17 protein-coding genes are annotated in these 26,621 nt (G+C 72.2%); 10 read left to right on the forward strand and 7 right to left on the reverse strand.

Going from position 1 to position 26,621, the window contains the following annotated elements; translation table 11 throughout:
• Positions 1-49 precede the first annotated feature (49 nt).
• Positions 50-1,261 carry a glycoside hydrolase family 3 N-terminal domain-containing protein gene (locus CW362_RS06795; RefSeq protein WP_103548452.1) on the reverse strand — a complete coding sequence of 404 codons (1,212 nt, stop codon included), beginning with the start codon at positions 1,259-1,261 and terminating at the stop codon, positions 50-52.
• 328 nt (positions 1,262-1,589) lie between these two features.
• Here CW362_RS06795 and CW362_RS06800 point away from each other — a divergent pair, with 328 nt between their 5' ends.
• From CW362_RS06800 to CW362_RS06815, 4 genes are all read left to right on the forward strand, one after another.
• The gene (locus CW362_RS06800) at positions 1,590-2,054 is read left to right on the forward strand and encodes a GNAT family N-acetyltransferase (RefSeq protein WP_103548453.1); all 465 of its coding nucleotides are present in this window, start codon (positions 1,590-1,592) and stop codon (positions 2,052-2,054) included.
• 89 nt (positions 2,055-2,143) lie between these two features.
• Positions 2,144-2,671 carry an SMI1/KNR4 family protein gene (locus CW362_RS06805; protein ID WP_103548454.1) on the forward strand — a complete coding sequence of 176 codons (528 nt, stop codon included), beginning with the start codon at positions 2,144-2,146 and terminating at the stop codon, positions 2,669-2,671.
• A gap of 43 nt (positions 2,672-2,714) precedes the next feature.
• The gene (locus CW362_RS06810; RefSeq protein ID WP_103548518.1) at positions 2,715-3,380 is read left to right on the forward strand and encodes a class I SAM-dependent DNA methyltransferase; all 666 of its coding nucleotides are present in this window, start codon (positions 2,715-2,717) and stop codon (positions 3,378-3,380) included.
• 847 nt (positions 3,381-4,227) lie between these two features.
• The gene (locus tag CW362_RS06815) at positions 4,228-4,428 is read left to right on the forward strand and encodes a hypothetical protein (RefSeq protein WP_103548519.1); all 201 of its coding nucleotides are present in this window, start codon (positions 4,228-4,230) and stop codon (positions 4,426-4,428) included.
• A gap of 142 nt (positions 4,429-4,570) precedes the next feature.
• Here CW362_RS06815 and CW362_RS06820 read toward each other — a convergent pair whose 3' ends face one another.
• A complete protein-coding gene (locus CW362_RS06820) occupies positions 4,571-5,341 on the reverse strand; it encodes a polysaccharide deacetylase family protein (protein ID WP_103548455.1) in 771 nt (256 codons plus the stop codon).
• 299 nt (positions 5,342-5,640) lie between these two features.
• Here CW362_RS06820 and CW362_RS06825 point away from each other — a divergent pair, with 299 nt between their 5' ends.
• Together CW362_RS06825 and CW362_RS06830 are read left to right on the forward strand one after the other, a co-directional pair.
• Entirely contained in the window at positions 5,641-6,075 is a 435-nt protein-coding gene (locus CW362_RS06825) for a VOC family protein (protein ID WP_103548456.1), read from the forward strand.
• Positions 6,076-6,423: 348 nt separating this feature from the next.
• The gene (locus tag CW362_RS06830) at positions 6,424-9,015 is read left to right on the forward strand and encodes a cellulase family glycosylhydrolase (protein ID WP_103548457.1); all 2,592 of its coding nucleotides are present in this window, start codon (positions 6,424-6,426) and stop codon (positions 9,013-9,015) included.
• A 97-nt stretch (positions 9,016-9,112) separates the two neighbouring features.
• Here the strand turns inward: CW362_RS06830 and sigJ are convergent, their stop codons facing one another.
• Positions 9,113-10,051, reverse strand: coding sequence for an RNA polymerase sigma factor SigJ (gene sigJ / locus CW362_RS06835; RefSeq protein ID WP_103548458.1), 939 nt, complete (start codon positions 10,049-10,051; stop codon positions 9,113-9,115).
• Between the two features lie 204 nt (positions 10,052-10,255).
• On the opposite strand from sigJ, the gene CW362_RS06840 reads away from it, so the two are divergent.
• Positions 10,256-10,885 carry an LUD domain-containing protein gene (locus CW362_RS06840; RefSeq protein ID WP_103548459.1) on the forward strand — a complete coding sequence of 210 codons (630 nt, stop codon included), beginning with the start codon at positions 10,256-10,258 and terminating at the stop codon, positions 10,883-10,885.
• 22 nt (positions 10,886-10,907) lie between these two features.
• Here the strand turns inward: CW362_RS06840 and CW362_RS06845 are convergent, their stop codons facing one another.
• Positions 10,908-17,918 carry a glycoside hydrolase domain-containing protein gene (locus tag CW362_RS06845; RefSeq protein WP_162683988.1) on the reverse strand — a complete coding sequence of 2,337 codons (7,011 nt, stop codon included), beginning with the start codon at positions 17,916-17,918 and terminating at the stop codon, positions 10,908-10,910.
• 932 nt (positions 17,919-18,850) lie between these two features.
• On the opposite strand from CW362_RS06845, the gene CW362_RS06850 reads away from it, so the two are divergent.
• A complete protein-coding gene (locus CW362_RS06850) occupies positions 18,851-19,747 on the forward strand; it encodes an arginase family protein (RefSeq protein WP_103548461.1) in 897 nt (298 codons plus the stop codon).
• 23 nt (positions 19,748-19,770) lie between these two features.
• Here the strand turns inward: CW362_RS06850 and CW362_RS06855 are convergent, their stop codons facing one another.
• Together CW362_RS06855 and CW362_RS06860 are read right to left on the reverse strand one after the other, a co-directional pair.
• A complete protein-coding gene (locus tag CW362_RS06855) occupies positions 19,771-20,469 on the reverse strand; it encodes a response regulator (RefSeq protein ID WP_103548462.1) in 699 nt (232 codons plus the stop codon).
• Positions 20,466-21,779 carry a sensor histidine kinase gene (locus tag CW362_RS06860; protein ID WP_206300879.1) on the reverse strand — a complete coding sequence of 438 codons (1,314 nt, stop codon included), beginning with the start codon at positions 21,777-21,779 and terminating at the stop codon, positions 20,466-20,468. Before CW362_RS06860 ends, CW362_RS06855 begins: the two co-directional genes overlap by 4 nt.
• Before the next feature lie 212 nt (positions 21,780-21,991).
• On the opposite strand from CW362_RS06860, the gene CW362_RS06865 reads away from it, so the two are divergent.
• Positions 21,992-22,696 (forward strand): ABC transporter ATP-binding protein, encoded by a 705-nt coding sequence (locus tag CW362_RS06865; protein WP_103548463.1) that lies wholly within the window; start codon positions 21,992-21,994, stop codon positions 22,694-22,696.
• Positions 22,693-25,038: an ABC transporter permease gene (locus tag CW362_RS06870; RefSeq protein ID WP_206300880.1), complete on the forward strand. Its 2,346-nt coding sequence runs from the start codon at positions 22,693-22,695 to the stop codon at positions 25,036-25,038. The genes CW362_RS06865 and CW362_RS06870 overlap by 4 nt, the downstream gene beginning before the upstream one ends.
• A 76-nt stretch (positions 25,039-25,114) precedes the next feature.
• On the opposite strand, the gene CW362_RS06875 is transcribed toward CW362_RS06870, so the two are convergent.
• Positions 25,115-26,089: an NAD(P)-dependent alcohol dehydrogenase gene (locus tag CW362_RS06875; RefSeq protein ID WP_103548464.1), complete on the reverse strand. Its 975-nt coding sequence runs from the start codon at positions 26,087-26,089 to the stop codon at positions 25,115-25,117.
• Positions 26,090-26,621: the final 532 nt, after the last annotated feature.

Below are 26,621 nucleotides of genomic sequence, written 5' to 3' on the forward strand. Positions count from 1 at the left end.
CTTGCACCACGAGGGCGGTCCTGTCGTGCACCGCCCCCGGGCCGACCAGTCAGCCACAAGTCAGCAGGCCCGCCTTCTGCTTGGCGTTCAGGACGCGGTGCACGCTCTGGCTCACCTGTGTGCGGAACGTCGAGCTCTGCGTCATGCGGTTCTGTACCGCCTTGGTCATGGCCGGGATCAGGTTCGGTTCGACGGTGAGGACCACGTCGCCGCCCGCGGAGAGGAACTTGACCGCGCGGTCGCCCGGGGCCACGGCCTTCACCGCCACCGCGTTGCCCAGGTCGTCCGAGATGACCACGCCCTTGAAGCCCATGTTCTTGCGGAGAATCGTCTGGATCACCGTGGGGGAGAACGCGGCACGGTTCTTCGCGTCGATCCTGCTGTACGTGGCGGAGGAGATCATGACGAACGGCGCCCCGGCGTCGATGCCGGACTTGAACACCGTGACGCTCGGGCTCGTGCTCGTCGTCACCGTGTCCACGACGCCGGCCGTGGTGTCGGTGTTGCCCCGGACGTAGCCGAGCCCGGGGAAGTGCTTGAGCGTCGCCAGCACCCCGGACTGCAAGGAGCCCTGGAGGAACGCGTTGCTGTGGGGCGCCACGACCGCCGCGGTGTGGCCGAACTCGCGGTTGTACTTGCCGATCGGCGCGTTCGCCGTGCCCAGACTCGCGGGGACGACGTCCGCGACGGGCGCCAGGTTCAGGTTCACCCCGGCCGACTTGAGCTGCTTGGCCCACGTGGCGGCTTCGCCGCGCAGCTTCGTCGTCGTCCACGTGCCCTGGGTCAGCGCGCTCGGGATCGTCGAGAATCCGGGTCCGGAGAGCACCTGCACCGCTCCGCCCTCCTGGTCGGTCGAGACCAGCAGGCCGACACGATGCCCGGCCACGCTGTCCGCCTTCGCCTGCAGACCGTCGACGAGGGACTTGGTCGCGCTCGTCCCGGCCTTGCTGCGCCCGGCGAGGAAGACCGAGCCGACGTGGTACTGGCGCATGAGGTCGATCCGTTTGCTGTCCGGGGCGGACGGCACGACCGACCCCATGAAGAGCTGACCGACCCGCTGCGAGGCCGTCATCGCCGAGTAGGTCTTGTCCGCGCAGGTGGAGGCGGCGTACTTCGAAGGCGCGGCGGAGGTGTCGATCGGGGCGGCCTGCGAGACCTGCACGGCCAATCCGGCCGCCACGAGGGACACAGCCAGCGAGGACGCGAGCCAGACACGTCGGCTGATGCCGGAGCGACGGGTGGGCGACTGGTGTGATGCCATGAAGATACTCCGAGGGTGCCTGCTGCGGGCAGCTTGTATCTCGAGCGGGTCGTCAGTTGCCGGTCCCATTTTACATCCGCGGACCTCGGCCGGTCCTGGTCGTGCGCGGAGGGGGTTCCGGGCCCCGGGCGCCCGCCGGCCCGCGCGGAGCCCGGAGGGGCGGCCGACGACGTGCTGCGGACGGAGTGCCCCGCCCGGCGGCGCGTCCGACCGGTCGGCGCCACGGCCCGGGGCGTCGGTCCTTGAGGTTTCACGGGTCCTGGTGGGGAGCGGGCAGGGGCGCGTGATGCGACGACAGCCGGCCGAGACGACAAAATAAGGTGAGGGCATGCCAGTTCTGCCGTACCTGCAAGAGATCACCGCCGACAACTTCGAGGCCGCCGTCGGTCTGAGGGTCCGCCCCGACCAGGAACACCTGGTGGCACCCGTGGTGAAGTCGCTCGCCGAGGCCTATGTCCACCCCGGGGTCGCCTGGCCGCGCCTCATCTGTGCCCACGGCGAGGCCGTCGGGTTCCTCATGGCCTTCTTCAGCATCGACTGGACCGGCGACGGCACCGACTTGCGCTCCGGGCTCTGGCGTCTCAACATCGCGGACGGACAGCAGGGCCGGGGCTACGGACGCTTCGCGGTGGAGGCCGTGGCCGCCGAGATCCGGCGCCGGGGAGGCACGCGCCTGACCACCACCTGGCATCCCGGTGAGGACGGCCCGTCGGGCTTCTACTCGAACCTCGGGTTCAGGCCGACCGGAGAGACCAGCGGCGACCAGACGGTGGGCGTGCTGGAACTGGACTGAGGGCCGAAGAGGCGGGCTGAGGGCCGAAGAAGCGAGCTGAGGGCCGAAGCAGTGGGCCGGGGCCGTCCCGCACTCCTACGATGCCGTGCATGGCACGCTTCGAGGATCTTCGGCACTCCTTCTGGGACACCGGCAACGACCACGGGGTGCAGCCGGCTCTGACCGGCCGGGTCGTGGAAGAGGCCGAGCGGCTGTTGGAGGTCACGCTCCCCGCGTCGCTCCTGGACCTGCTCCGGGTCCGGAACGGCGGCCAGGTGAAGGACAGCCGCGCCGCTTTTCCCACGAGTCGGCCGACCTCGTGGAGTTCGGACCACGTCCCCTTCGACGGTTTGATGGGCCTGGGGCGTCGTGCGCGGACACTGTCCATGCTCGACAGCCCGTACCTGGTCGAGGAGTGGGGCCTGCCCACGGCCGTGGTACTGCTCTCGGGCGACGGGCACTACTGGATCGGGCTCGACTACCGGGCGTGCGGCCCGCACGGAGAACCGTCCGTCACCTGGTTCGACGCGGACGACGGATCGGACCTGGCCCTCGCTCCGGACTTCCGCTCCTTCGTCGAGGGGCTCACCTCCGCCGACGCGTTCGAGGACGAGGAGGGTGGAGACGCTCCCGACTGACCTCGCGGGCGCGGCCGTCGGCCAAGGCGGTACTGTCGCGCGCGTGGTGGAACACGATGCTCTGCATGTCGTCCGTGATGCCTACGACGCTGTCGCTTCCGAGTACGCGCGGCTGTTCCGGGACGAGTTGGGTCAGAGACCCTTGGACCGGGCGATGTTGGGCGTCTTCGCCGAAGCCGTCAGGGCCGGTGGGGGCGGTCAGGTCGCCGACCTGGGGTGCGGGCCCGGTCATGTCACCGCCCATCTCGCCGGTTCGGGGCTCGACGTGTTCGGTGTCGACGCCTCTTCCGAGATGGTCGAGCTGGCCCGTCAGGCCTGTCCGGACCTGCGGTTCGAGGTGGGCACGATGGCCGCGCTGGACATCGCCGACGGCGCGCTGGACGGTGTGCTCTCGCGCTGGTCCATCATTCACACCGCGCCACACGAACTCCCCGGCGTGCTGGCGGAGTTCCATCGGGTGCTGGCGCCCGGAGGGCACCTTCTGGTCGGCTTCTGGGGCGGCGACGACCCCTCCCGGCCCACGCAGGTCTTCGACCACGCGGTCACGCCGGCCCACCGGTGGCGGCCCGATCACCTTTCCGCGATGCTGCGCGAGGCCGGGCTGGACGAGGTGGCCCGGATGATCCGTGAGCCTCAGCCCACCGACCGGCGGCAGTTCCAGGAGGTCCATCTGCTCGCGCGCAAGGACGCCGTACCGACGGCGGACTGACGGTACGTCGCTCGACGGTGATGCGGAACGGATGCCCTGCCGGGTCGGGGGTCGTCCTGTCGGCGGCGACGAGGGACCGTCAGCTCACCGGCACCGGTGCGGATCGAGGCTCCGCCGATCCGCGGCCCGGCCGACCTGGCCGCGGCCGACGCTCTCCGTGTCGAGTCCGCTCCGGAAGGTGACCGCCCCCTCGCTGTCGTCCCCGTCCCGGCCGCGGCACCCTGCCCGACGTCGCGCCGGCCCCCTCGGCGCCCGGTGCCGCCGCCGGTGTGCATCGACGTGACCGGGCCGGCGTCCGGCCGGTCGTTCGGTGCGTGGGTCCGGTACGCCGGCACCGCTTTCGCCGTCGTGCCCGTCACCGCCGGGGCGCCCCCCGGACCTCGCCCCCCGGGCGCGCCGATCCGCTCCACGCCCTGGGCGCCCCCCCGCGTGCCACGCCGGGCCCGGTGCTCCGCCGCGTACGGCCCGGCCGGGGCACGTGCTCGCCCGGGTCCTGAGCGCCGCCGCGGGCGAGGCCCGAGCCGCTCCGTGGTCCGCCGACCGACGCCCGTCCTGGCCGCCGCCGTGGTGACGGCCCGGATCCGGCACCCGGCCGGCAGCGGTGTGGCCGGTTGCACATCCGCCGTCGGAGCGGAAAACGGCCGGCGTCGAAGAGCCTTCTTCTCGGCGCCTGTTGGGCCCGAGCGAGGCTCGGGGAACGGCCTCGCGCCCGCCCGGTCGAGGCCTGTCGGGCGTCCGGAGGGGCCGTGGACGTCCCGAGCTGGACGGGAGGGGGCCGTGAGGCCCGTACACTCGGCAACCGCCTCCGTTTCCGGCGCGAGGCCCCGACAGGAAGGACGCGTTGTCCGTGTTCCAGGAAGCCCCGATCTACCGCCAGCTCGTCGCCGAGCGCGGTGACATCCCCGCGCAGGTCCGAGGTGAGGCCGAGCGGATCAAGAGCGACCTGCAGCGGGTGATGCCTCCCCTCCGGACCTCGGCGCCCGCCGCGGCCGAGCCCGTCTGGTCCGGCGCCCCCGCCGGCCTGGCGCTCCCGCCCGGCGCACAGTAGGGCTGACCCGCCTCCTCCGCGGTCGGCCTCGTTTCCGGCCGGCACGACCGTCCCGGAAGCCTCCGGCTTCCGGGATCAGAACGAACCGGACCCTTCTCTCCCGTCGGCCCTCGTGAGCCGACGGCGGGCCCGGCTCCCGGGTTCAGCGCACCGGGAAGCCGAACGTGTGGCCCTGCTCCTTGAGCCAGGGGAGGATCCTGCGCAGGGCCTCGACGGTCTGGGAGCGGTCGCCGCCCGCGTCGTGGAAGAGGATCGTCGGGCCGTTCGGCGACTCCCGCTCGACGGTGGCGACGACGGCGTCCGTGCCCGGCCGCTCGAAGTCCTTGGAGTCCACGTTCCAGCCCAGCGGCCGCATGCCCCGGGAAGCGGCCAGCTTGCGGCTGTACGGGGTGAAGGCCCCGCCGGGCGCCCGGTAGTACATGGGTCGCACGCCCCCGGACGCCTTGGTGATCATGCGTTCGGCGTCGAGTATCTGCTGCGACTGGTACGCCTCCGGCTTCTTGTCCATGGCGGTGTTGTGCGACACGGAGTGGTCACACAGCCGGTGTCCCGCCGCGACCACCTTCTTCACCAGGTCCGGGTGGGCCTGCGCCTGCGTTCCGACCATGCAGAAGGTGGCCTTCACCCCGTACTCGCGCAGCACGTCCAGCACCTGAGGGGTCCACGCGGGGTCGGGGCCGTCGTCGATGGTGATGTTGACGCCGTGCGCGCCCTTGTCCGAGGCGTGCGCGATGGTCACCGCCACCGGCTTGGCGCGGTCCGCGTCGGCCGACGCGGACGGGCGCGGCGTCGAGGGGTGTACGGCACCGGCCTGCGCGGTCCACACCGAGGCCCCGGCGGCGAGCAGGGTCACCCCGAGTGCCGCCCCGGCCACCTTGCCGTACCAGCCCCGCTTGCTGCCGTGCCGTGCCATGTCCGCCCCGCTCTCACGCAGTTCCCCGGTCGCCTCCCGACCACCTGGCAGGACGAGCGACGGCGCCCGGAGGATCCGTCTGTTACAGATCACGGACAATTTCGAGAGGGAACGGGGACAACTCGGCGGGGAGCGGCGGGAGACGGGGGCCGGCGCCACTCCCGGCACCGGTGGCCCGATGCCTCGCTCCCGGAGGCGCGAGCCGCACCGCACCGCTCATGAGCGCAACCTGTTTTTCTTTCAACATGACCGGGAACAAAGGCAGTTGAGCTGCGAGATTCCCCTGCTACGGTGGCCCGATGTCATCCGTCAAGCAGTTCCAGGTCACCTTCGACTGCAAGGAGCCCGAGCGCGTCGCCCGCTTCTGGTGCGAGGTCCTCGGGTACGTCGTGCCGCCGCCGCCGGCCGGGTTCGACACGTGGGACGAGTTCACGCTCTCGCAGCCGCCCGAGACCCGGGGCTCGTGGTTCGCCTGCGTCGATCCGTCGGGCGTCGGCCCGCGGCTGTACTTCCAGCGTGTGCCCGAAGGAAGGGTCGTCAAGAACCGGGTGCATCTCGACGTGCGGGTCGGCACCGGACTCGTGGGGGAGGAGCGCCTGGCCGTGCTCGAGGCCGAATGCGCACGGCTGGTCGCGCTCGGCGCGGTCCACGTGCAGACGCTGTTCGCCGATGACGAGAACGAGTCCTGCATCCCGATGCAGGACATCGAGGGCAACGAGTTCTGTCTCGACTGAGAGGCCGCGTTCCGGACAAGTGCGACAGGTGGGGCGGTCGGCGACGACGCCTCACCACCGGTCGGCCGGACCGTTACCGTGGTGTGATCAAGGTCGTCCGGCGCCGTACGGAGGGCCGCGGTCCGCCCGCGGGGCACCGGCTCCGCGAGCGACGGGCGGCGGCGGGTCCGGCGACTCCCGGGCCCGGCAAGCGAGTTCGGATCTCCGCCCCCGACCCGGCGAAAGCGCCTCGCGCGAGCGGCCCGCGGCCTCCCTGCCGCCCGTACCGACCCGAGCTCCGCCTATCAAGAGAAATTCCTGTTCACAGGGCTTTCGCAGGACCTTCACACTGCCCTATCTTCTCCATCCATGCTCCCAGCCGATGATCAGAGCGGCGGCCGTCGGCTTGCCCGCATCGCGTCCTTCGCCACCGTGGTCGTCCTCGCGGTCCTCTGCGCCGTCCTCGGCCTTGCCGACGGGACCGGACTGTTCGCCCCGGAGAACTGGCTGGACGCGGGTTTCCTGCCCGGCAACGCGACCAGCCCGGCGTGGGCCACGGTGGTGTTCCTGCCCCTGCTGATCGGCGGCAGCGCGGTGGCCGTCCACCGGGTGGTGCGTGCCGCGGCTCCCGGGGCGAAGGCGCGTTGGGTCCTCGGCGCCGTCTGGGCGAGCCTGGTCCTCGTGGCGGTCCTGGCCAAACTGGCCTACAGCGTGCTGCTGCTGGCCGTCGCCGGACCGGCCGGGCTGCACATCTTCCCGACAGCCGGGGCGTTGCTCGGCGAGTGCGGGCTCACCGGTGCGAAGTACGCCGTGTTCGGACCGCTGGTCGCGGGCGTGTCGGCAGCCGCGTACCGGATCGGCGTGTGGCGCCTGCGCCGTAGGGCGGACGAGAGCGGTGAGCCGGACGAGGGCCGCGAGAGCGGCGAGTCCGCCGCAGAGGCCCCGGGCGCCGACATCAACGAGATCGCCGGGTTCGCGTGGCTGCCCGCCGGTGCCGCCGTGGCGCTCCACGCGGGCACCGGCATGTTCGCCTGGGCCGCCGGCCCGATACCCGGCGGCCTCGGCGTGGCCACGCTGATATCCGGCGTCGCCACCGTGCTCGCCGGTATCGGGCTCTGGCGCCGGGTGGTGTCGCCCGGACTCACCCACGCCGGTACCGGGGTGACCCTGTGGTCGCTCGCCACGACGCTCACCGCGGCGGGAGCCCTCGGGTTCGTGCCCCTGTGGCTGATCGACGCGGGCCTGAACGGATTCGGCGGAGCCCTGTTCCCGGTCGCGTCCGCGCTCACGAGGGTCGCGGAGGGCGTGGCCGCGGGCGTGTGCGCCGGCGTCGTCTGCGTGCCCTGGGTCGCGGAAATGGCGTGGAGGCGACGGCGGGAGCCCTCGGCCGAGCGCGGCGGCCTGGCCCGCGCCGTCCGGTGGGCGCCGCCGGTCGCGATCGCCGCGGTGCTGGCGCTCGCCGCGGGCACCCTGGCACCGGGACCGGCGACGGAGGTCGCCTCCGTCGCCGCGCCCACGCAGACCGCCGGCGGCGACCGCGACGAGTTGCTGCCGCTGACCGTGTTGCGTCGCGAGGGACAGGACCCGGTGATCGGCGACAGCACGGGACGCCAGGTGCTGCTGCGCGGTGTGAACGTCAACCAGCTCATCGACTACGGGCAGCCCGACCCGGCCAAGCCGACGGTGTGGCCGCTGAAGGACTCCGACTACGCCCAGATGGCACGGTACGGGTTCGACGTCCAGCGGCTGGCCCTGTCCTGGTCGGCCCTGGAGCCGAAGCGGGGCGAGTTCGACGAGGGTTATCTGGAGCGGGTGCGCACCGCCGTCCGGCAGGCCGCCGCCCACGGGATCCACACCGTCCTCGACATGCACCAGGACACGTACTCGAAGTACGTCAGCGCCGCGCCGGGCACCCGCTGCCGCGCCAACGCCTCACCGGAGTTCGGCAACGACGGCGCCCCCGAGTGGGCGACCCGCACCGACGGCGCCAAGGCCTGCGGCTTCCTCGGCCGCGACCTCGCGCCCAATGTGCAGCAGGCGTTCACCAACCTCTACGACGACACCGACGGCATCGGCACCGAGTTCGCCCGTGCCTGGGGCCGGCTCGCCAGGACGTTCGCGGACGAGCCCGCCGTCGCCGGCTACGACCTGCTCAACGAGCCCGGCCCCGGAAACGCCCCGGGCGTCACGTCCTCGATCCTGCTCGGACGCCTCTACCAGCAGGCGATCACCTCGATCCGCGCCGCGGAGTCGAAGGTGCCCGGCGGCTTCCACCACCTGGTGTTCTTCGAGCCCTCGATCCTCTGGTCGGGCCTGGGCTTCGACACCACCCCGCCGGCCGGGTTCTCCGACGACCCCCTGCTCGTCTTCTCGCCCCACCTGTACAGCGAGTCGATCACCATGGACCAGGGCCTGGGCGTCACCCTGACCTCGATCGAGCAGGGCTACACCACCGCCGAGCGCACCGCCCGGGCGTACGGGGCACCCCTGTGGTCGGGCGAGTGGGGATGGTTCGGGGAACCCGACGACTTCCACGCCCGGTTCGACCGCTTCCTGGAGCGGCAGAACAGCGACATGCTCGGATCGGCGATCTGGGTCTGGAAGAAGGCCTGCGGCGATCCGCAGAACGACCCGGCGGCCACCACCTCGGGCGGCGGCGTCGTGCTCCACACCTGCCCCGAGGGTGAGCCGCTGGCGAGTCCGGCCTTCGAGATCACGGCACTGTCCCAGGCGTACCCGCGCAGCGCCCCCGGCCGTCTGAACTCCCTGAAGTCCTCCCTCACCGAGCGGGACCTGCGGCTGGCGGGCTCCGGGACGGGCACCCTGGACGTGTGGGTCCCCGGCCCGGCCCGCCCGGAGGCCGAGGGCGGCGGCCTCACCGGCATCCGGCTGGAGCGGCAGCCCGGCGGCTGGCGGCTCACCGCGCACACCTCCGGCCGGTACACCCTGCGCGTGGCGTAGTGGCCGCCGTCGGCCCGGCCCGCCTCGGGGGCGGACCGGGCCGACGGCGCCGGGCACCGCGAGCGGAGGACGGCACGGGGGCCGGACGACCCGCGCGTCACCCCGTGGTCCAGCGCCGGAGTTTCTCGGGATTGCGCACCACCCAGATGTTCTTGATCCGGTCGCCCACGACCTCGAACGCGAACACCGTCACGGTGGTGCCGTCCTGCTGGGCCACCAGTCCCGGCCGGCCGTTGACGGTACGTTCCAGGAGCAGCATTCCGTCGGGCCTCCGGCGGGCGAGATCGACCCAGGCGTGCGCGATCCGCTCACCGCCCTCGATCGGGCGCAGGAAGGTCGAGGCGAGACCGCCGCCGTCGGCGGTCGCCGTGGCGTCGGGGTCGAGCAGACCGATGAGGGCCTCGATGTCCTTGGCCTCCCACGCCTTCTTGAAGGCGCCGACCACGTCGGTGTGCCGGCCCGCAGAGGTCGCGGAAGGCCGTGCGGCCCGGACCCGGCGGCGGGCCGAGGAGGCCAGCTGGCGGCACGCCCCCGGCGTACGGCCGACGATCTCGGCCACCTCGGCGAAGGGGTGGCAGAAGACGTCGTGCAGGACGAACGCGACGCGCTCGGCCGGGGTCATCGATTCGAGCAGGACCAGGAACGCCAGGCTGACCGACTCGTCCAGGGTGACCCGGTCCGCCGGGTCCACGGCCGCACCCCCCTGCCGCCCGCCGACCCACTCCGCGCCCCCGGGCAGCGGCTCGGGAATCCACTCGCCCACGTAGGTCTCCCGCCGGGCTCGTGCCGAGCCGAGCACGTTGAGGCAGACACGGCTCGCGACCGTCGTCAGCCAGGCGCCGGGGGACTCGATGGCGTCCTGCTGCTGCCGGGACATGGCGTACCAGCGGGTGTACGTCTCCTGGACGGCGTCCTCGGCCTCGGTCAGGGACCCCAGCAGCCGGTAGGCGAGATCGAGCAGGTGACGCCGCTCGCTCATCACCGCGTCCAGGCTCGGATCGGGGCGGCCGTGCCCCGGGTCGGATCGGGTGGTCATGGTGCCGACAGCTCCCTCGGTCGCATGTGCTCTCACCGGTACGACAGGACAGCGCACCGGAATGTGAGGCCGGAGCGCCGCCCCACATCCGGCCGGACCGGAGCCGCGCCTCACATTCCGCGGGGCTGTGCTGTCGAACAGGTGAGACCGGCACATCATCCAGCGGACAGGAAGACCGGAGACACCATGACTGCCCCGACACCTATGACACCGACGACAACGACGACACCGTTCACCGCCCCGGCGACCGACGAGCGGCTGGAACGGGTGGCCGCCGCGCTCAAGGAGAGGAACTTCGACGTAGAGATCCTCGACGACGCCGCCGCGGCACGGACCCGCGTCAAGGACCTGATTCCCGCGGGCAGCTCGGTGTTCACCGCGGCCAGCGAGACCCTCCGCCTGTCCGGCATCGACGAGGACATCAACGACAGCGGCCGGTACGACTCCGTCAAAGTGCGCGGGCTGACCATGGACCGCGCCACCCGGATGGCCGAGATATGGCGGATGCTCGCCTGCCCCGACGCCGTGGTGGGCAGCGTCTGCGCGGTCACCGAGACCGGCTCCCTCGTGGCCGCCTCGGCCAGCGGCAGCCAACTGCCCGCCTACGCGGGCGCCGCGCCCCGCGTGATCCTGGTGGTCGGCGCGCAGAAGGTGGTGCCCGATCTGAGGACCGCGCTGCGCCGCGTCGACGAGCACTGCGTCCCGCTGGAGGACGAGCGCGCCAGGCAGGTCTACGGAGTGCCCGGCGCGCTCAACCGCCTCCTCGTCCTCAACGCGGAACCCCGGCCGGGACGCGCCACCGTCCTGCTGCTCCGTGAAGCGATCGGATTCTGAAGCACCAGGAGGCTTTCCGCGGTCACGTCGTGCCGGCCACCTCCGGAACGCCGGTGCGCCGCGCCCACTCCGTCGCCGGCGACCAGCGTCCGGCGCCGCCGACGGATCCCGTTCCATCGCCTCCGGGCGGCCGGGGGACGGCGCCCGCGCCATCGCGGTCGCCGCCGTTCCCGCCGGCTGCGACCGGCCGGTCGTCCCGGTCCGTGGGCTGGAACGCGACCGTGTAGGTCCGGGTGACCGAACCGTTCGCCGAGGTCACCCTGACGGTGCGGGTGGTGAACCGGGATCCGGCCGGAGAGAGGACCGGACCGCCGTAGGTGACCTTCACCCGCGCGCCGGACCGGGCCGGTACGGCGGAGACGGCCGGGACCCTCGTGTTCTTCGGCCAGTCGACGACGTAGGTGGACACCTCCGGGTCGAACCCGTCGACGGGGACGCCCCCCACGGTGATCGCGGTGGCGTCGGCGACACTCGCCGCGGTGGCGTCCGCGAAGTTCGTCACCGTGACCGATCCGTCGGCGTTCACGGTCACGTGCGCCGCCATCGCGGCCGCCAGGTTGATCCGCTGCCAGCTCGCTCCGCCGCCCGCGGTGAGGTCGAGCGGGTACCCGGAGTCCGTCGCGGTCTGCTCCAGGACCTGGGTGCGCTGCTCGGTGGTGAGGTCGGGGAAGGCCGTGAGCAGCAGGGCCGCCGCGTCGGACGGCGTCTTGAGCGTCTGTCCGGCCTCCGCCACCCGGGAGAACCCGTAGGTGAGGCGCCGCGTGTACAGGTCGACGTCCTGCGCCGTGCTCAGGCCTGCGTAGGCGTCCCCCGCGCAGACGGCGAGCGTGTTGCCGTACCCCTCGTTCTCGCACTGCGCGAGCAGCACGTTCTCGATCTCGGTGTGGGCCTGCGTCAGCAGTCTCCGGAAGTCGGGGTCCGCCCACCGGTGGGCCACGGTGGCCTGTCCGGTGATGCGTCCTCCCATGACGTCTAGCGGGTAGTGGAACCCGAGGACGACGCGGTTGTCCCCGTACTCCGAGGTGCGCGCGAGGATCGACGGTGCCAGTTCCGGCAGGAGCGTGGCGAGGACCGTCCCGGCTTCGTAGCCGCCGTAGGTGTGGCCGCTCGGATACGAGCCGCTGGTCGCGAGGCCGCTGTAGGAACCGTCCTGCGACTCGTGGACGTCACCCCCGTCGCCGACGAACCCGAGCCGTACGTAGGGGCGCAGATAGCCGTAGTGGTTCTTCGCCGCGTCGACCTTGTCGAGGTTCTTCGTGACGCGGGAGAACAGAGCGCTGGTCCTGGGCAGTCGGCCGTCCTCGAGGGCGTCGCTGTAGATCCGGCCGAGCCGGGAGCCGAGGCCGTCGGCCATGGTGACGGTGGCGCTGTTCGTGGCGTCCACCTCGGCCCGGTCCACCTCCTTCTGCGTGGCCGCGTTGTTGATGCGCACAGCCGTCCTGTCGTTCTCCGCGGTGGGCGAAGTGCCGTACGGAACCTTGGTGTTGGTACCGAGAACGTCGGCGCGCAGGTTGCCGACACCGCTGAGCAGGCTGTCGAAGTAGTCGCTCCCGTCACCGGTCGTCGGCCAACTGTCCGAGGAGTAGGTCGTGTTCAGCACGTCGTCCGGGAAGGGGGACGACACGTACGCCGGGCCGGAGGCGTCCGCCGGGGCGGTCGCGCCGGATCCCCGTGCCGAGGCGGTCGTGGGGGAGTCGTCCGAGGTTCCGGCGGGAGTGACCGCGGTGACGACGGCCGTGTGCGCCCCGGCCTTGCCGGAGGCCGTGAGCAGCGCGGTGTCCGCCGTGGCGGGAACGTGCGCGGTGGTCCCGTCGTCGAGGACCACGGTGTAGCCGATGACCGGGAACCCGCCGTCGCCGGCCGCCCGCCAGGTCACGCGGACCCGCCTGCTGTCGGTGACCACTCCCGTCACGACCGGCTTCTGCGGCTTGCCGCCACCGGTCACCACGGGTGCCGTGGCGGCGCTCGGGCGCGAGGCGCCGACGGCGTTCACCGCCCGGACCCGCGCCGTGTACGACCGGCCGGTCCGCAGCCGGGTGAACGTCGCGCTCCGGCTGTCCGGGTCGTGGATCTCGACCCGGTGGCCGTCGTCGAGGGTGATCCGGTAGCCGGTGACCGGCGAGCCGCCGGTGTCCTCGGGCGCGGACCAGACGACGGTCACGCTCGTGCCGGACGAGGTCGCCGACACCGTGTCAGGTGTGACCGGTACCGTTCTCGGCCTGACGGTGAGTGCGGCCATGGCGCGGCGGAGGGTGTCGTACCGGGCGGTGAGGGTCGCGTCCCCGGCCGTGTCGTCCGCGACCGCGGTCCTCGCCTCGGCGAGTGCCGTGGTGAACGCCGTCCACGACGCGTCCGTGTAGCGGTCGTCGGTGAGGGCGGACGCGGTCGCGACCAGGTCCTCCAGCCTCAGCCGGGGGAGCGGGACCAGCTGTCCGGCGGCGAGGGCGAGGCTGCGGGTCCGGGTGTCGATCTCGAGCCGGGTCGCGTCGTCGGCGTCGACGAGGGCGCGTGCGGCGGCGAGTTCGCGCCGGTACACGCCGAAGTCGATCGTGTCGTAGCGATCGGCGTGGTCGGACAGCCCCTCGTACCGGTCGATCGCCTTGCGCAGGGCGGACCTGTCGGTGGCGGTGGGCGTTTCGACGTGGTCGAAGGTGATCCGGCCCAGGTTCGCGACGTAGGGATGCGAGGAGTCCGGGGTCGTCACCAGCCGGAGGTGGACGGCGTGCGTTCCGGTGATCGCCCCGGGCAGCGTCAGGCTCGTCGTCCCTCCCGACGACCACGCGGCACCGGTGACGGGCAGCGGGACGGTCGCGTACGGCGTTCCGGGGGCGGTCGCGTCGAAGGCGTCCAGGTAGAGCTGGACGGCGGAACCGGTGCCGCAACGGGCGGAGTTGTTGGCGTAGGTGATCGTGACAGTGTTCTTGGGGGAGGCGCCGAAGCCGATGTCGCCGTAGTCGAGCCAGGCTCCGTCGTAGGTGCCGCCGAGGTCGGTGGTGGAACCCGCGCCGCTCCAGCCGACCGGCTCGCTCTTGAGTCCGCCTCCGCTGTGGGAGCGGAACGCGGTGGCGTCGAACACCACGGGCGCGGACGTGTCCTGAGCGAGCGTCAGTGCGTAGACGTTGGCCACATAGGGCTGCGCGGACGACTGGGTGCCGGAGACGAAGTCGGCGTACACGTCCTGGACGCCGCTGAAGACGTCCGGATCGAGCCGTACGGTCGTGGTGGCGACGGTTCCCCAGCCCGATCCGGTGTAGTCGAGGGGGATGTCGGCCTTCTTCGGACCGTCCTTCGAGCCGAGGCGCAGTTCGATGTGCGAGTCCGACGCCGCGCGCGACCGCGGCTTGTCATAGCGGACGGTGACGCTGTCGGCGCCGTCGTGGAGGTCGATGCCCCGCCACTGGGCCCACGCGCCGTTCGTGGTGTTCTCGAAGATGCCGTTCGTGAGATCGAGGGGGAGCGAACCACCGCCGGTCGTGGTGCTGCCGGCCGCGGTCAGCGTGGCGAGCGTGGTCGTGGTGGACGAGGAGACCGCGTTCGCCGAGAACTGGTACCAGTCGAAGTTCGACACCCACGACTGGCCGGACGGGGCGTGGAAGACGAACGTCGCGCTCGACGCGCCCAGCAGGGCGTCCGGGTCGGTGACGGCCGCCCGCACCGTGCTGTAGTACTGCCGGCCGCCCGTGCCGGGCAGCTGGACGGTGGCCACGACGGGGCCGTCGGCGGCACCCGCGTGGATGTCCACACTGCTCGGCTTCGCGGTCGTAGGCTGCGAGTTGGCGTAGCGGACCGACACGCTGCGCGGGGCGACCCCGCCGAAGTCCAGCCTGGCGAACCGCTCCCACGACCCTTCGGTGACGCCACCGAGGTCGCCGTCCGAGTAGTACGCCTCCTTCACCAGGCCGGGGCCCTCCATCTGGTCGGGCGCCTCGGCCTGGAGGACGGCGTAGCCGCCCTCGTCGAGGGTGAGCGCGTCGGCGGCGGACCGCAGCGCGTCCTCCGCGGCCATGATCGTGCCCGTCACGGAGGCGGTGTCCGCCAGGACGGTCCGCGCACGCTCGAGCGCCGACCGGAACACGTTCCACGAGCCGTCGGAGTAGTTGCCCTCGCGCACCGGCACGGCCTGGTCGACGAGCGCGCCGAGCGCCTTGCGGGGCACCGCGGCGGCGGAGACGACGAGCGGGTCGGTCGGGGACGTCCCGGTGCCGCGCACCGTCGAGGCCCGCACGCCGTGTGCGAAGGCCGCGTCCTGGAAGGTGATGCCGAAGCGCGCGTCGACCTGCGTGCTGCCGGTGAGCGACAGCGTCGCGGTGCGCGGGCCGGCGACGCGCAGGTCCGCCGTGACACCGCCGGGCAGGCCGGTCACGGTGGCCGCCCCGGTCCCGGTCAGGCTGGTCCCCTTGCGGGCGGCGAAGGACGCCAGTCCGGACAGGGTGAGCCGTACGCTGCCGTCGAGGGTGCCGTCCGCCCCGGTGGCGACGGTGCCCGGGTCGGCGGAGACGACGGTGTCGCCCCGGCCCGTGCCGCCGTCACCGGTGTCGCCCGCGTCGGTGTCCAGCGAGTAGGCGGGCTTGGTGTGGGCGCCCCACTGCGAGGGCTTGGCGCCCATCGTGAAGTCCAGGGTCCCGCCGGCGACGATCCGCGAGTAGTCGAGCCAAGTGTCGTCGAACCGCGCGCCGTTGAGGGTCGCGCTCTGCACGTAGTAGTTGCCGGGCGACACGTTGTCGGCCTTCACCGTGAACCGGGCGCCGTTGGCGTAGCGGATCGTGGTGGAGTCGAAGAACGGGCTGCCGATCTGGAACTGGCCGGAACCGGCGGTCACCGGGAACAGCCCCAGCGCGGCGCCGACGAACATGGTCGACATGGTGCCGGCGTCGTTGTCCATGGTCGGCAGGAAGCCCTTCGGGGAGAGCTTGTACACCTGGGTCTTCACCGGTGGGCGGAACTCGCCGCCGGAGCTGGGGGCTTCGTTCGAGGAGCCCGTCGCGATGTAGCGGTTCCAGGTGGCGCCGGTGTAGACGGCGCGCACCCACTTCTGCGTCAGGCTCGGCTCACCGACGTAGTTGAAGAGGTACGGGGCCTGTAGGTCGATCTCGTTCGCGTTGGAGTGCAGCATCGTCGAGCCGTCGTCGGCGGCGGAGTCCTCGCCGAACATGTGCTCCACGGCGGCCCTGCCGGCCCGCGCGCCGCCCATGGCCTCGATGAGACCGCCCATGTCGTACGCGTCGTACCAGTGGTACTGCCAGAGCGTGCCCTGGTAGAGGCCGGCCGCCTCGAACTTCTCGTGGTCGGCGCTCTGCCAGTCGCCGCCCGTGGCGCGCGGGGTGAGCAGACCGACCTTCGTGCCGTCGGCCGCCGTCCAGGCACCGGACTTCACGAGGTGGTCGATCGCCATCGTCGCCTGGGTGCGCAGCTTCTTCGCGTCCTCGTCCTTGCCGAGCGCGTCGGCGATGACGGACAGCGCCCACTGGTCGTAGCCGCGCTGCACGGTCTTGCCGGGATCCCCGCTGACGTAACCCTGCCGCAGCTGCGCCCCGGTGTAGTACCCGGCGTACGACTCCAGCGCCGGGTACGCCTCGTCGAGCCGGTCGAAGTCCGTGAAGCCCTTCGACAGCGCGTCGGCGACCAGGACGGGCGAGCGCTCCCAGCGCACGGTCGGCACCGAGTGGGTCAGGCTGCCGAGGCTCTTGCCGGAGGCGTGCACATCGGCGAAGAGCTCGATCAGCGACTGCACCATGTCCCGGTAGGCGGCCGGGTCGATGTACGCCTCGACGGAGTACTTGCGGAAGTCGTCCCAGGTGGACCAGCCGTCGTAGTACGTGAAGCCGTTGGCCTTGTGCACCGCTCCGTCCGCGCCGCGGTACGTCCCGCTGGTGCTGGTGGCGTTCACCGGCAGCGCGTACATGCGGTACAGGTGCGTGTAGAACTCCTTGGTGAGCGTCGACCCCGGATCGGACTTCTCGGAGGCGTGCACGTCGACGGCGCCGAGCGCGCGGTTCCAGTCCGCCTTCGTCTGCGCCCGCACCTGGTCGAAGGTGAGCCGGCCGACCTCGCTCCGCTGGTCGGTCGCGGCCTGTTCCGCGCTGATCGGCGACAGCGTGACGCGCAGTTCGATGTCGTTCCCGGCGGCCTTGTCGAACCCGAGGACGGCGCCGGTGTCGGTGCCGTCCTGCGCGGTGGCGTCGCTCAGCCCGCCGTCGCCGCCCCAACTCCGCAGGGAGGTCACGGGGACGTTGGTGGTGGCGTCGTAATACAGCTGGTACGAGGCGCCGTTGAACGACCCCGCGACGAGCCCGCTGATCGAGGTGGTCCCGTCCGGGAGGGTCGTCGCCTTCAAGGTCGAGCGGGTGCGGCTGGTGAAGTTGTTCGCCAGGTCGAGGACGAGTTCGGGCTCGGACCCGGCGGGGAAGCTGTACCGCTCCAGTGCCGTGCGCGTCGTCGCGGTCATCTCGGCCTTGACGGTGCCGGGGTCCTGCGTCACCGACGACGCGGTTCCGGAGACCGCCCCGAGCCCCACCCGGTAGTGGCCGGGTGTCGCGGTCTCGTCGTCGTGGCTGTACGTGTGGGCGTAGGTGCTGGGCGCGGGGCGCTTGTCGTAGCGGACGGAGGTCGGGACGACGAGCAGGTCGCCACCGCCCCCCGAGCCGCCGACGCCGTCGAGGTTCGTGGCGGTGAACCCGGCGATGCGGTCCTCGTCGTAGTCGTACCCGGAGTGGCTGCGGTCCGGCGTGGTCAGCGGGTTGACCTTGGCCAGACCGTGGGGCGCCTGGGCACCCGGCAGGTCGTTGCCGTCGTCGCCGGCGGTCGACACGAACGGGTCGACGAGTGTCGTGTAGTCCGTCCCGCCGGATGTCCCGCCGGATCCTGCGGACGCGGTCGGGGAAGGCGCCGCCGCGGCCACACCGCTCCCGCCCGGAGCGGTGAGGGCGAGGGCCCCGGCGAGCAGCGCGACGGCCGTCGCGCGCAGCGGCCGGGACCGGCGGGTGGTGCCCGGAAGGAGCACACGGGGTAAGGGGGACCGGGATCTGATGGGCACGTAACCTCTCCACGTCGCTCGTACGCACACACGGTCCGGTCTCACCGGAAGACAACGTTGTCGGCCCGGCGCGCCGGGCGTGCAACCCAGGGTGAGTCGGAAGTGGACACACAGGATCGCACCCGTACCCCGGATTGCACCCGCCGCGTTCACGACCGTCCGCAAGGGGACACGGCGAAGGCGTACAACGGGCGAACGTCATCCGTAGTCCGGTGGAACCACATGGGCACGGCTGCGATCCTCGTGGACAACTCGCCCTGCATGAAAGCTTCTTGACGATATGTCTTCCGCGAGTGGCCCCTCCGGGCGGCCGTTCGCCGGTGCCGGGACGGCCGGCAGAGGTCGGTGCCGGAACGGCCGGCAGGGGGCGGCGTTTCCGGCGCGGGTGCCTCGTTCAGGTTCGGCCCGCGGCCGAGCGGTTCCTCACGTCGGAGTCCCGGACCGGGGCGCCTCCACGTCGGACCGGGGCGCCCAGGGGTCCGGCTCGGCCTCGTTCCTGCTTCAGTCGTTCGTTGTCCTCAGTCCGTTTCCTCCGTGTCCTCGCCTTCGGCCTGCGAAGGAGTCGTCCGAGGGACATCGGTATGGGTCTCTTCCGCATCGTCGTCCGTGCGTTCGCCCTCTGCCTGGGACGGGGTCGGGAACTGATCGCTCATGATCGGCCTCGCTGACCGGTGTGTCGGGTCCGGTGTCGTGGTGTTCGCCGGAGCGCCGTGACGGCCCGGTGGAGAACCACTCGTACGAGCGCCCGGAGGTGACTGGCGCCGTGCGGACCGTCGTGCTCCTCCGGCACGGGTACCCACGGTCCCTGGGTTCTCACGTCGTGGTCCCGCCCCGGCCCGCCGAGCTCCTCGGCGGCGACGCGCACCGCGCGTCGGTCGCGCGGATCGCGGAAAACCGTGGCCGGCGCCGCCCCGCGCGGTCATCATGGCCGGATGCGCCGTCTCGTCGTCATCGACGCTCCGTCCAATCTCGGTCTCCGGCCGCCCACCGAAGGCAGTGTCCCCGGGTGTTACAAGCTGGCGGGTGCGCTGCGGGAGCAGCGGCTGGTTCAGCGACTGGGGGCGTACGAGGGCGGAGTCGTCGTTCCGCCCCGCTACGACCGAGGTGAGTGGAGGGAGGGCGACGGCGTGTTCAACGCCGGAGCGATCGCCACGTACACCCGCAAGCTGGCCGACCGCGTCGAGCACCATGTCCGGGCGGGCGACTTCCCGGTCGTCCTGGGCGGGGACTGTTCCATCCAGCTCGGCGCCTCGCTCGCCCTGCGCAGGATCGGGCGGTACGGACTCGTCGTCATCGACGGATCGGCGGACTTCCGGCACCCCGGCAACTCCGACCGCATCGGTGCCGCGGGCGGCGAGGAGCTGGCCATCGGGACCGGCCGCGGCCAGAGGGACCTGACGGATCTCGAAGGACTGCGGCCGTACGTCAGGGACGAGGACGTACGGGTCCTCGGCATCCGCGACTACGACGAGGAGCGGGCCGAGCTCACCGAGTTGAAGATCATGAACGCGACGGTCGGCGAGATCCGGGAGTGGGGCGCCGAGGAGCTGACGGGTGCGGTTCTGCGGACCCTCGAAGTGCCCGTGACCGACGGGTTCTGGGTGCACCTGGACGCTGACGTGCTGGACCCGTCCGTCATGCCCGCCGTCGACAGCCCCGACCCCGGTGGGCTCCTGCCCGACGAACTCGCCTCACTGCTGCGGACGTTGGTGCGATCGGAACGATGTGTCGGCTTCAACCTCACCATCTACGACCCCGATCTCGATCCCGACGGTTCCTGCGCGGCCCTCCTCGCCGACCTCCTCCAGGAGGCCTTCGCCCGGGCTTGACCGGGACCGGCCCCGGCTTCGGGCTACGGCTCGGCGGACCGTCGGGCGGCCTCGCGCTCACCGGCGCTGACCAGACCGGTCTCGTAGGCGACGATGACGGCCTGGACCCGGTCACGAAGCCCGAGTTTGGCGAGGATGCGGGCGACGTGGGTCTTGACGGTCGCCTCGGCGAGGTGGAGGCGGGCGGCGAGTTCGGCGTTGCTCAGTCCCCGGGCCAGCAGACCGAGGACCTCCAGTTCGCGCGGGGTGAGCGAGGCGAGGTCGCGGTGGAGGGCGGCGGTGTCGCCGCCGTGCCGGGCGAACCGCTTCACGAGGCGGCGGGTGATGGCGGGCGCGAGAAGGGCGTCGCCGGTACGGACCGTGCGGACGGCCGCGGTCAGCTGCTCGGGGGTGACGTCCTTGAGGAGGAAACCGCTGGCACCGGCGGACAGTGCCGCGTAGACGTACCGGTCGAGGTCGAAGGTGGTCAGGATGATGACGCGGGGCTCGTCGGGGGCGCCGGTGAGGATGCGGCGGGTGGCCTCCAGACCGTCCATCTCCGGCATCCGGACGTCCATCAGGATCACGTCGGGACGGGTGCGGCGCGCCGCTTCGACGGCTTCGGCACCGTTGGTCGCCTCGGCGACGACGCCGATGCCGTCGGCGCGGAGGATCATCCGGAACCCGGTGCGGACCAGGGTCTGGTCGTCGGCCAGGAGCACGCGCGGCGGCTGCTCGGTCACGGTGCCTCCAGAGGGATCAGCGCTTCCACACGGTAGCCGCCGGTCAGGCGTCGGCCGGTGCTCAGCGTCCCGTCGTAGACCGCGAGGCGCTCGCGCAGGCCGATCAGGCCCCGGCCGTTGCCGGTGGCCGCACCCGTGCCCGGCCGTCCGCCGGTGTCGGTGACTTCCACCCGGAGCCGTTGTGGTCCGTATTCGACGGTGACGCAGGCGGTGGCGCCGGACGCGTGCTTCACCGTGTTGGTCAGGGCCTCCTGGACCACGCGGTAGGCGGCGAGTCCGACGCCGGGCGGGATCTCGCAGGGCGGTCCGGTCATGGTCAGCTCGACCGGCAGTCCGGCGTCCCGTACCCGTCCGACGAGCGTGTCGAGCTGGTCCAGGCCGGGCTGCGGGGTCAGCTCCGCCCCGCTGTCCGCCAGGTCCTCGTCCTCGCTCGCCGGCTCGTCCTCGTCGGTCATGGTGAGCAGGCCCATGACGTGCCGCAGTTCGGTCATGGCCGCCCGGCCGCCCGCCTCGACGGCGAACAGGGCCTCGGCGGCCTCCTCGGGGTCGGTCTTCATGATCTTGCGGGCGGCACCCGCCTGGATGACCATCACGCTGACGTTGTGCGTGACGACGTCGTGCAGCTCGCGGGCGATCCTCGCACGCTCGTGCTCCACCGCCCGGCGCAGCGCCTCGGCCTGTTCGCGTTCCAGGGCGGAGAGCCGGGCCCGGCCCTCGTCGGTCCGGAGCTTCCAGGTGCGCAGTCCCAGCGCGGCGCCCGCCATCGGCACCAGGATCAGCAGGACGATGTACTCGTTGGGGACGACCGGTGTCACCGAGTTCCCCGAGGTGCCCACCAGCAGCACCGACACCGGCAGCGCCGCCAGGGTCGCCAACCGGTACGGGCTGTACACGGCGGCGCTGTAGACGGCGATGACGAACGCGTACAAGGTCAGCCGCAGAACGCTCTGCGGTGTCGCCAGGGTCGCGGCCGTCACGACGCACAGCACGGTGAGCGGGAAGCTGCGGCGCAGCGCCAGGGCACCGGAGGCGACGGCTGCGAGCGTCACCATGAAGGCCAGGCCGCCGGGGCCGGACGGGCGCGGCACGACGTACGTCACACCGGGCGCGATCTCACGCACCACGATGTTGTTCGCGTTGTCGATGCCGTAATAGACCGTGACGACACCGAGCACCAGTGCCACCAGCACGTCGAACCGCCAGGCGCGACGGCTGAGCCGCAGTGGTGGACCGGCCGGGATCCAGGCATCGCGGACAGCCTCGCGGGCCAGGGTCCGCAACCGCTCCCACGTCGTACGCGCGCTCGTCACCGGTTCATTGTCGCCGCCGTCCGCACTCACGGAGTCCGCCTCGGCGACCGTTTCCGGCGTCCCGCCTGCATCGGACGCCTACATCGAAAGGATGACGTTCCGGGAGGTCATCCCGATGCGGTACGGCAAGGGGTCCGGGCGGGCGACGCGTTCGGGCCGGCCGGGCTCCTAGCGTCCGACGGGTCCGATCCCCGTACCGAAGGAGCCCTTTCATGACCACGCCGGTGATCGAACTGTGCGAGGTGAGCCGACGCCACGACGACGGACCGCCCGCCGTGGACGACGTCTCGCTGACCGTGCGGCCCGGCGAGGCCGTCGCGATCCTCGGCCCGTCCGGCAGCGGCAAGTCCACCCTGCTCAACCTGATCGCGGGGCTGGACCGTCCGGACTCGGGGACCGTCACCGTGGACGGAGTGCGCGTGGACCGGTTGGGGGAGGCCGCGTCGGCGCTCTACCGGCGGTCGAAGATCGGCATGGTCTTCCAGTTCTTCAACCTGCTCGACGATCTGACCGTGGCCGACAACGTCGTCCTGCCCGCGCGGCTCGCCGGTACGGCACGGGCCGAGGCCGACCGCCGAGCGGCCGAACTCTTGGAGGACCTCGGCATCGACCGGCACGCCGGCGCCTACCCCGGGCGGCTGTCCGGTGGCGAGCGGCAGCGCGTCGCGGTGGCACGGGCGCTGATGAACAGGCCGCCGCTGCTGCTGGCCGACGAGCCGACCGGAGCCCTGGACACGGCTGCCGGACAGGACGTCAGCAGGCTGCTCCGCGACCTCCACGCAGAGGGCCAGACCATCGTCCTGGTCACCCACGACCTGGCGCTCGCCCGGTCCTGCACCCGGCGGACGGTCCGGATCGGCGACGGCCGGATCACCGAGGACGTCGACTCGCGAGCCGCCGCCGAGGCCGCCCGATGAGCGCGCTCGGCAAGGTGGTGCGCTCCGGGGTGGCACGACGCCGGGTGCAGACCCTGGTGATCGGGCTCACCACACTGATGGCGGTGGCCGCCGCAGTCCTCGGCGGAACGCTGACGGTGGTCTCCGACGCACCCTTCGACGACGCCTTCGCCAGGCAGCACGGCGCGCATCTGTCCCTCCGGTTCGACGCGGGCAAGGTGAGCGCGGGGCAGTTGTCGGCGTCCGGGGACACCGAGGAGGTGAGCGCGGCGGCCGGACCGTTCCCCACGGCGACGGTCACCCCGCGGGCGGACAAGGAGGGCCCGGGGTGGCCCATGACCGTCGTCGGCCGCAGTGGTCCCGGCCGGGACGTGGACGAGGTGGCGCTGCTCGACGGACGGTGGCCGGTCCGGGCCGGCGAGATCGTGCTGTCCGCCGATTCCCCGCTCATCCCTGAACCGGGAAGGAGAATCGCCCTCGCCCGACCGTCCGGCGTTCCGACCCTGACGGTGGTCGGTGTCGCCCGGTCGGTCACGCGGACCGCCGACGCCTGGGTGCTTCCGTCCCAGATGCCGGCGCTCACCGAGCCCGGCAGCGGCGGCTACCAGATGCTCTACCGCTTCACCCGGGCGGGCACCGCCGCGCGGATCATCGCGGGCGGCAAGGCCGTGACGGCATCCCTGCCGCAGAAGGCGGCCGTCGGCGAACAGTCATGGCTGACCGCCAAGAAGAACGCCGAGCGCGACACAGCCCTCTACGTCCCGTTCCTCGTCGCGTTCGGCGCCCTGGGTCTGATCATGTCGGTGCTCGTCGTCGGCAACGTCGTCGCGTCGGCCGTCGGCGCGGGAACGCGCCGGATCGGCATCCTCAAGGCCGTCGGCTTCACCCCGGCCCAGGTCGTACGGGCCCATGTCGGCCAGGCGCTGGTCCCGGCCGCGGCCGGCACGGGACTCGGTGTCCTCGCGGGCCATCTGTTCGCCGTGCCCGTACTGGCCGAGGCGGAGGACGCGTACGGCACCTCGTCCCTGGCCGTCGCCCCCTGGGTCGACCTGGCGGTGATCGCCGGGGTGCTCGGCCTGGTGGCGGCGACCGCGTGGGCGAGCGCCTTGCGGGCGGGCCGGCTGCGTACGGTCGACGCCCTCGCCGTCGGGCGTAACGCCTCGGCGGAGCGCGGTCGGTGGGCGGTCCGGCTGGCCGGCCGGCTGCCGTTGCCGCAGCCGGTCGCGCTGGGTCTGGCCCGGCCCTTCGCCAGGCCCGCCCGCGCGCTGGCCATGGGCACGGCGGTGCTGTTCGGCACGGTCGCCGTCACGTTCACGGTGGGAATGGGCGCCTCGCTCGGCGAAGTGATGAAGGCCAAGGCCCATGACGTCGCCGATGTGACCGTGCCCGAGCCGCTGCCGGACTTCGGCCCCGGAGGTCCTGTCGCCGACAGGCCGCGGGCCGATCCCGCCGCGGTCGCCGCGGCCGTCGAGGCCGCCCCCGGCACCGGGAAGTACTACAGCGCCGCGACCGTACGGGCCACCGTGTCCGGCCTCACCGGCATCGCCCATGTGATCGCCTTCACCGGCGACGCCTCCTGGGGCGGCTACACGATGGTCGAGGGCCGCTGGATCGACAAGCCCGGCGAGGCGGTGGTCCCCACCCCCTTCCTGACCGCCACCGGCACCCGCATCGGCGACACCGTCACCCTCGGCGGCCTCGCCGAGCCGGTCACGGTCCGGATCGTCGGCGAGGTCCTCGACCCCCGCAACGACGGCATGCAGGTCTTCACCGACGTCCGCACCCTCGCGTCCGCCCGTCCCGATCTGACGGACACGAGCCACCACATCGCGGTCACCTCCGGCACCGACGTCGCCGCCTACGTCGACGCGCTGAACAAGGACCTGACACCGCTGGGTGCCACCGCCCGGGCCGGTGGGCTCGACGGCGGCAGTGACATGGTCGTCACGCTCGACGCGCTCTCCGCGACCCTCACGTCGATGCTCGTCGCCGTCGCCGCGCTCGGCGTCCTCAACGGCGTGCTGCTCGACACCCGCGAGCGGGTCCGGGAGATCGGGGTGCACAAGGCACTGGGCATGACACCCCGGCAGACCGTCACGATGGTCATCACCTCGGTCGTCGTGACCGGGCTCGTCGCGGGGGCGCTCGGTGTGCCGCTCGGCGTGACCGTGCACGGCTGGGTCATGCCCGCGATGGGCGAGAGCGCGGGGCTGCGCCTGCCCGATTCCGTCATCGCCGTCTACCACGGAGCCGAACTCCTCCCGCTCGCACTCGGCGGCCTGCTCATCGCCGCCCTGGGCGCGCTCCTGCCCGCCGGCTGGGCCGCGAGAACCCGGACCGCCACGGCCCTGCGCACCGAATAGAGGGCCGGCCCCGGCGGAACACTGCCGGCCCGCGGTGGTGACGGCAGTGCTCCGCCGGGGCCGGTGCCGCCGTCCGTCAGACGGTGATGACGACCTTCGAGCGCGCGTGCTCCCCTTCGAGGTAACGGATGGCTTCGGGCGCTTCGCCCAAGGGGTAGGTGCGGTCGATGGCGGGGACGAGTTTTCCCGACCCGGCGAGTTCCCCCAGCGCCGCCAGGTTCTCCCTGCTCGGTGTCGCGGTGAGGACGAACAGCCGGTGGCGGGCGAAGCGTGACATCACCTGCCCCCTGAGGAGGAGGCCCATCGGCCCGACCACACTCCCGCCCTCGAACACGCCCCCACCGGAGAGGACGAGCGTCCCGGTGGGTTTCAGCGCGCGGCGGAACCCGGTCAGCGAATGGTTTCCCACCAGGTCGAACACGACGTCGTACCGCCGTCCGATCCGGGTGAAGTCCTCCCGGGTGTAGTCGACGAGGTGGTCCGCGCCGAGCGACCTGACCAGGTCCGTGTTTCTCGTACTGCACACACCGGTCACCTCCGCGCCGAACGCCTTGGCGATCTGTACGGCGAAGGTGCCCACCCCGCCCGACGCGCCGTTGATCAGCACCTCCTGGCCCGGCCGCACCCCTCCCAGGTCGCGCAGGCCCATCAGCGCGGTGTTCCCCGCCAGCGGCAACGCGGCCGCCTGCTCGAACGACAGCCCGGCCGGTTTCGGCTCCACCGCGCTGTCCGGGGCACACACGAACTCGGCGAAGGCGGCGTCGGCCTCGCCGAACACCTCGTCGCCGGGACGGAACCGCTTCACGTTCCTGCCCACCGCTTCCACCCGGCCCGCGAAATCCGTGCCCCGGATCTTCGTCTTCGGGCCGTTCAGCCCGAGCCCCAGGCGCGCCAGGTACGGATCGCCCCGCATGAGGTGCCAGTCGCGCGCGTTGACCGCGGCGGCGCGCACTCGGACGAGCACCCCGTCGTCGGCGACGGCCGGCGCGTCGACCTCCCTGAGTTTCAGGACATCGGGTGAGCCGTACCGGTCCTGGACGATCGCCTTCATCGGTCCTCCGTGGCGAACGAGTTCGGTGCGGAACGGGTGGCTGAGCGGAAGTCCAGCACCCCTCACGAGGGTAGGCAAGGGACCGCGGCACGGGTATCGGGGCGAACCCCTAGGGCGTGTTTCGAAAGTAGCGTCGTCCGCCCGGAGGGCGGGGCTCGCGGCGTCTGGTGCGGTGCATCGCAAGGCGGAGGGTCGCCCGCGTACTGGGTGTACTCGGGTGATCCCGACAACGCGGCGTGGGGGTACCCCCTGCTCGAAGAGCTTGGGGGAGCCGTGCCAGGCGTCGCGAGCCAGACGGGACTTTCGAAACACGCCCTAGGTGACACGTGGGACATGGTGGGGGTGTGGGCGACGCACCGCCCGAGGCCCTCGAGTTCCCGGGAGGCGGTCAGCCGCCCTGGCCGGCGTTTCCGACCCCCAGGCCCCCCGGCCCGGCACGCCGTTCCGCTCGACCGGGCCGTAATACAGGGCTGTTACACATGCCGTCAGACACGACACATGCCGCTGGACACGACCTACGCCACCGGCGAGG

This window comes from Streptomyces populi (genome assembly GCF_002911015.1).
In the GTDB taxonomy this organism is placed as follows: domain Bacteria; phylum Actinomycetota; class Actinomycetes; order Streptomycetales; family Streptomycetaceae; genus Streptomyces; species Streptomyces populi.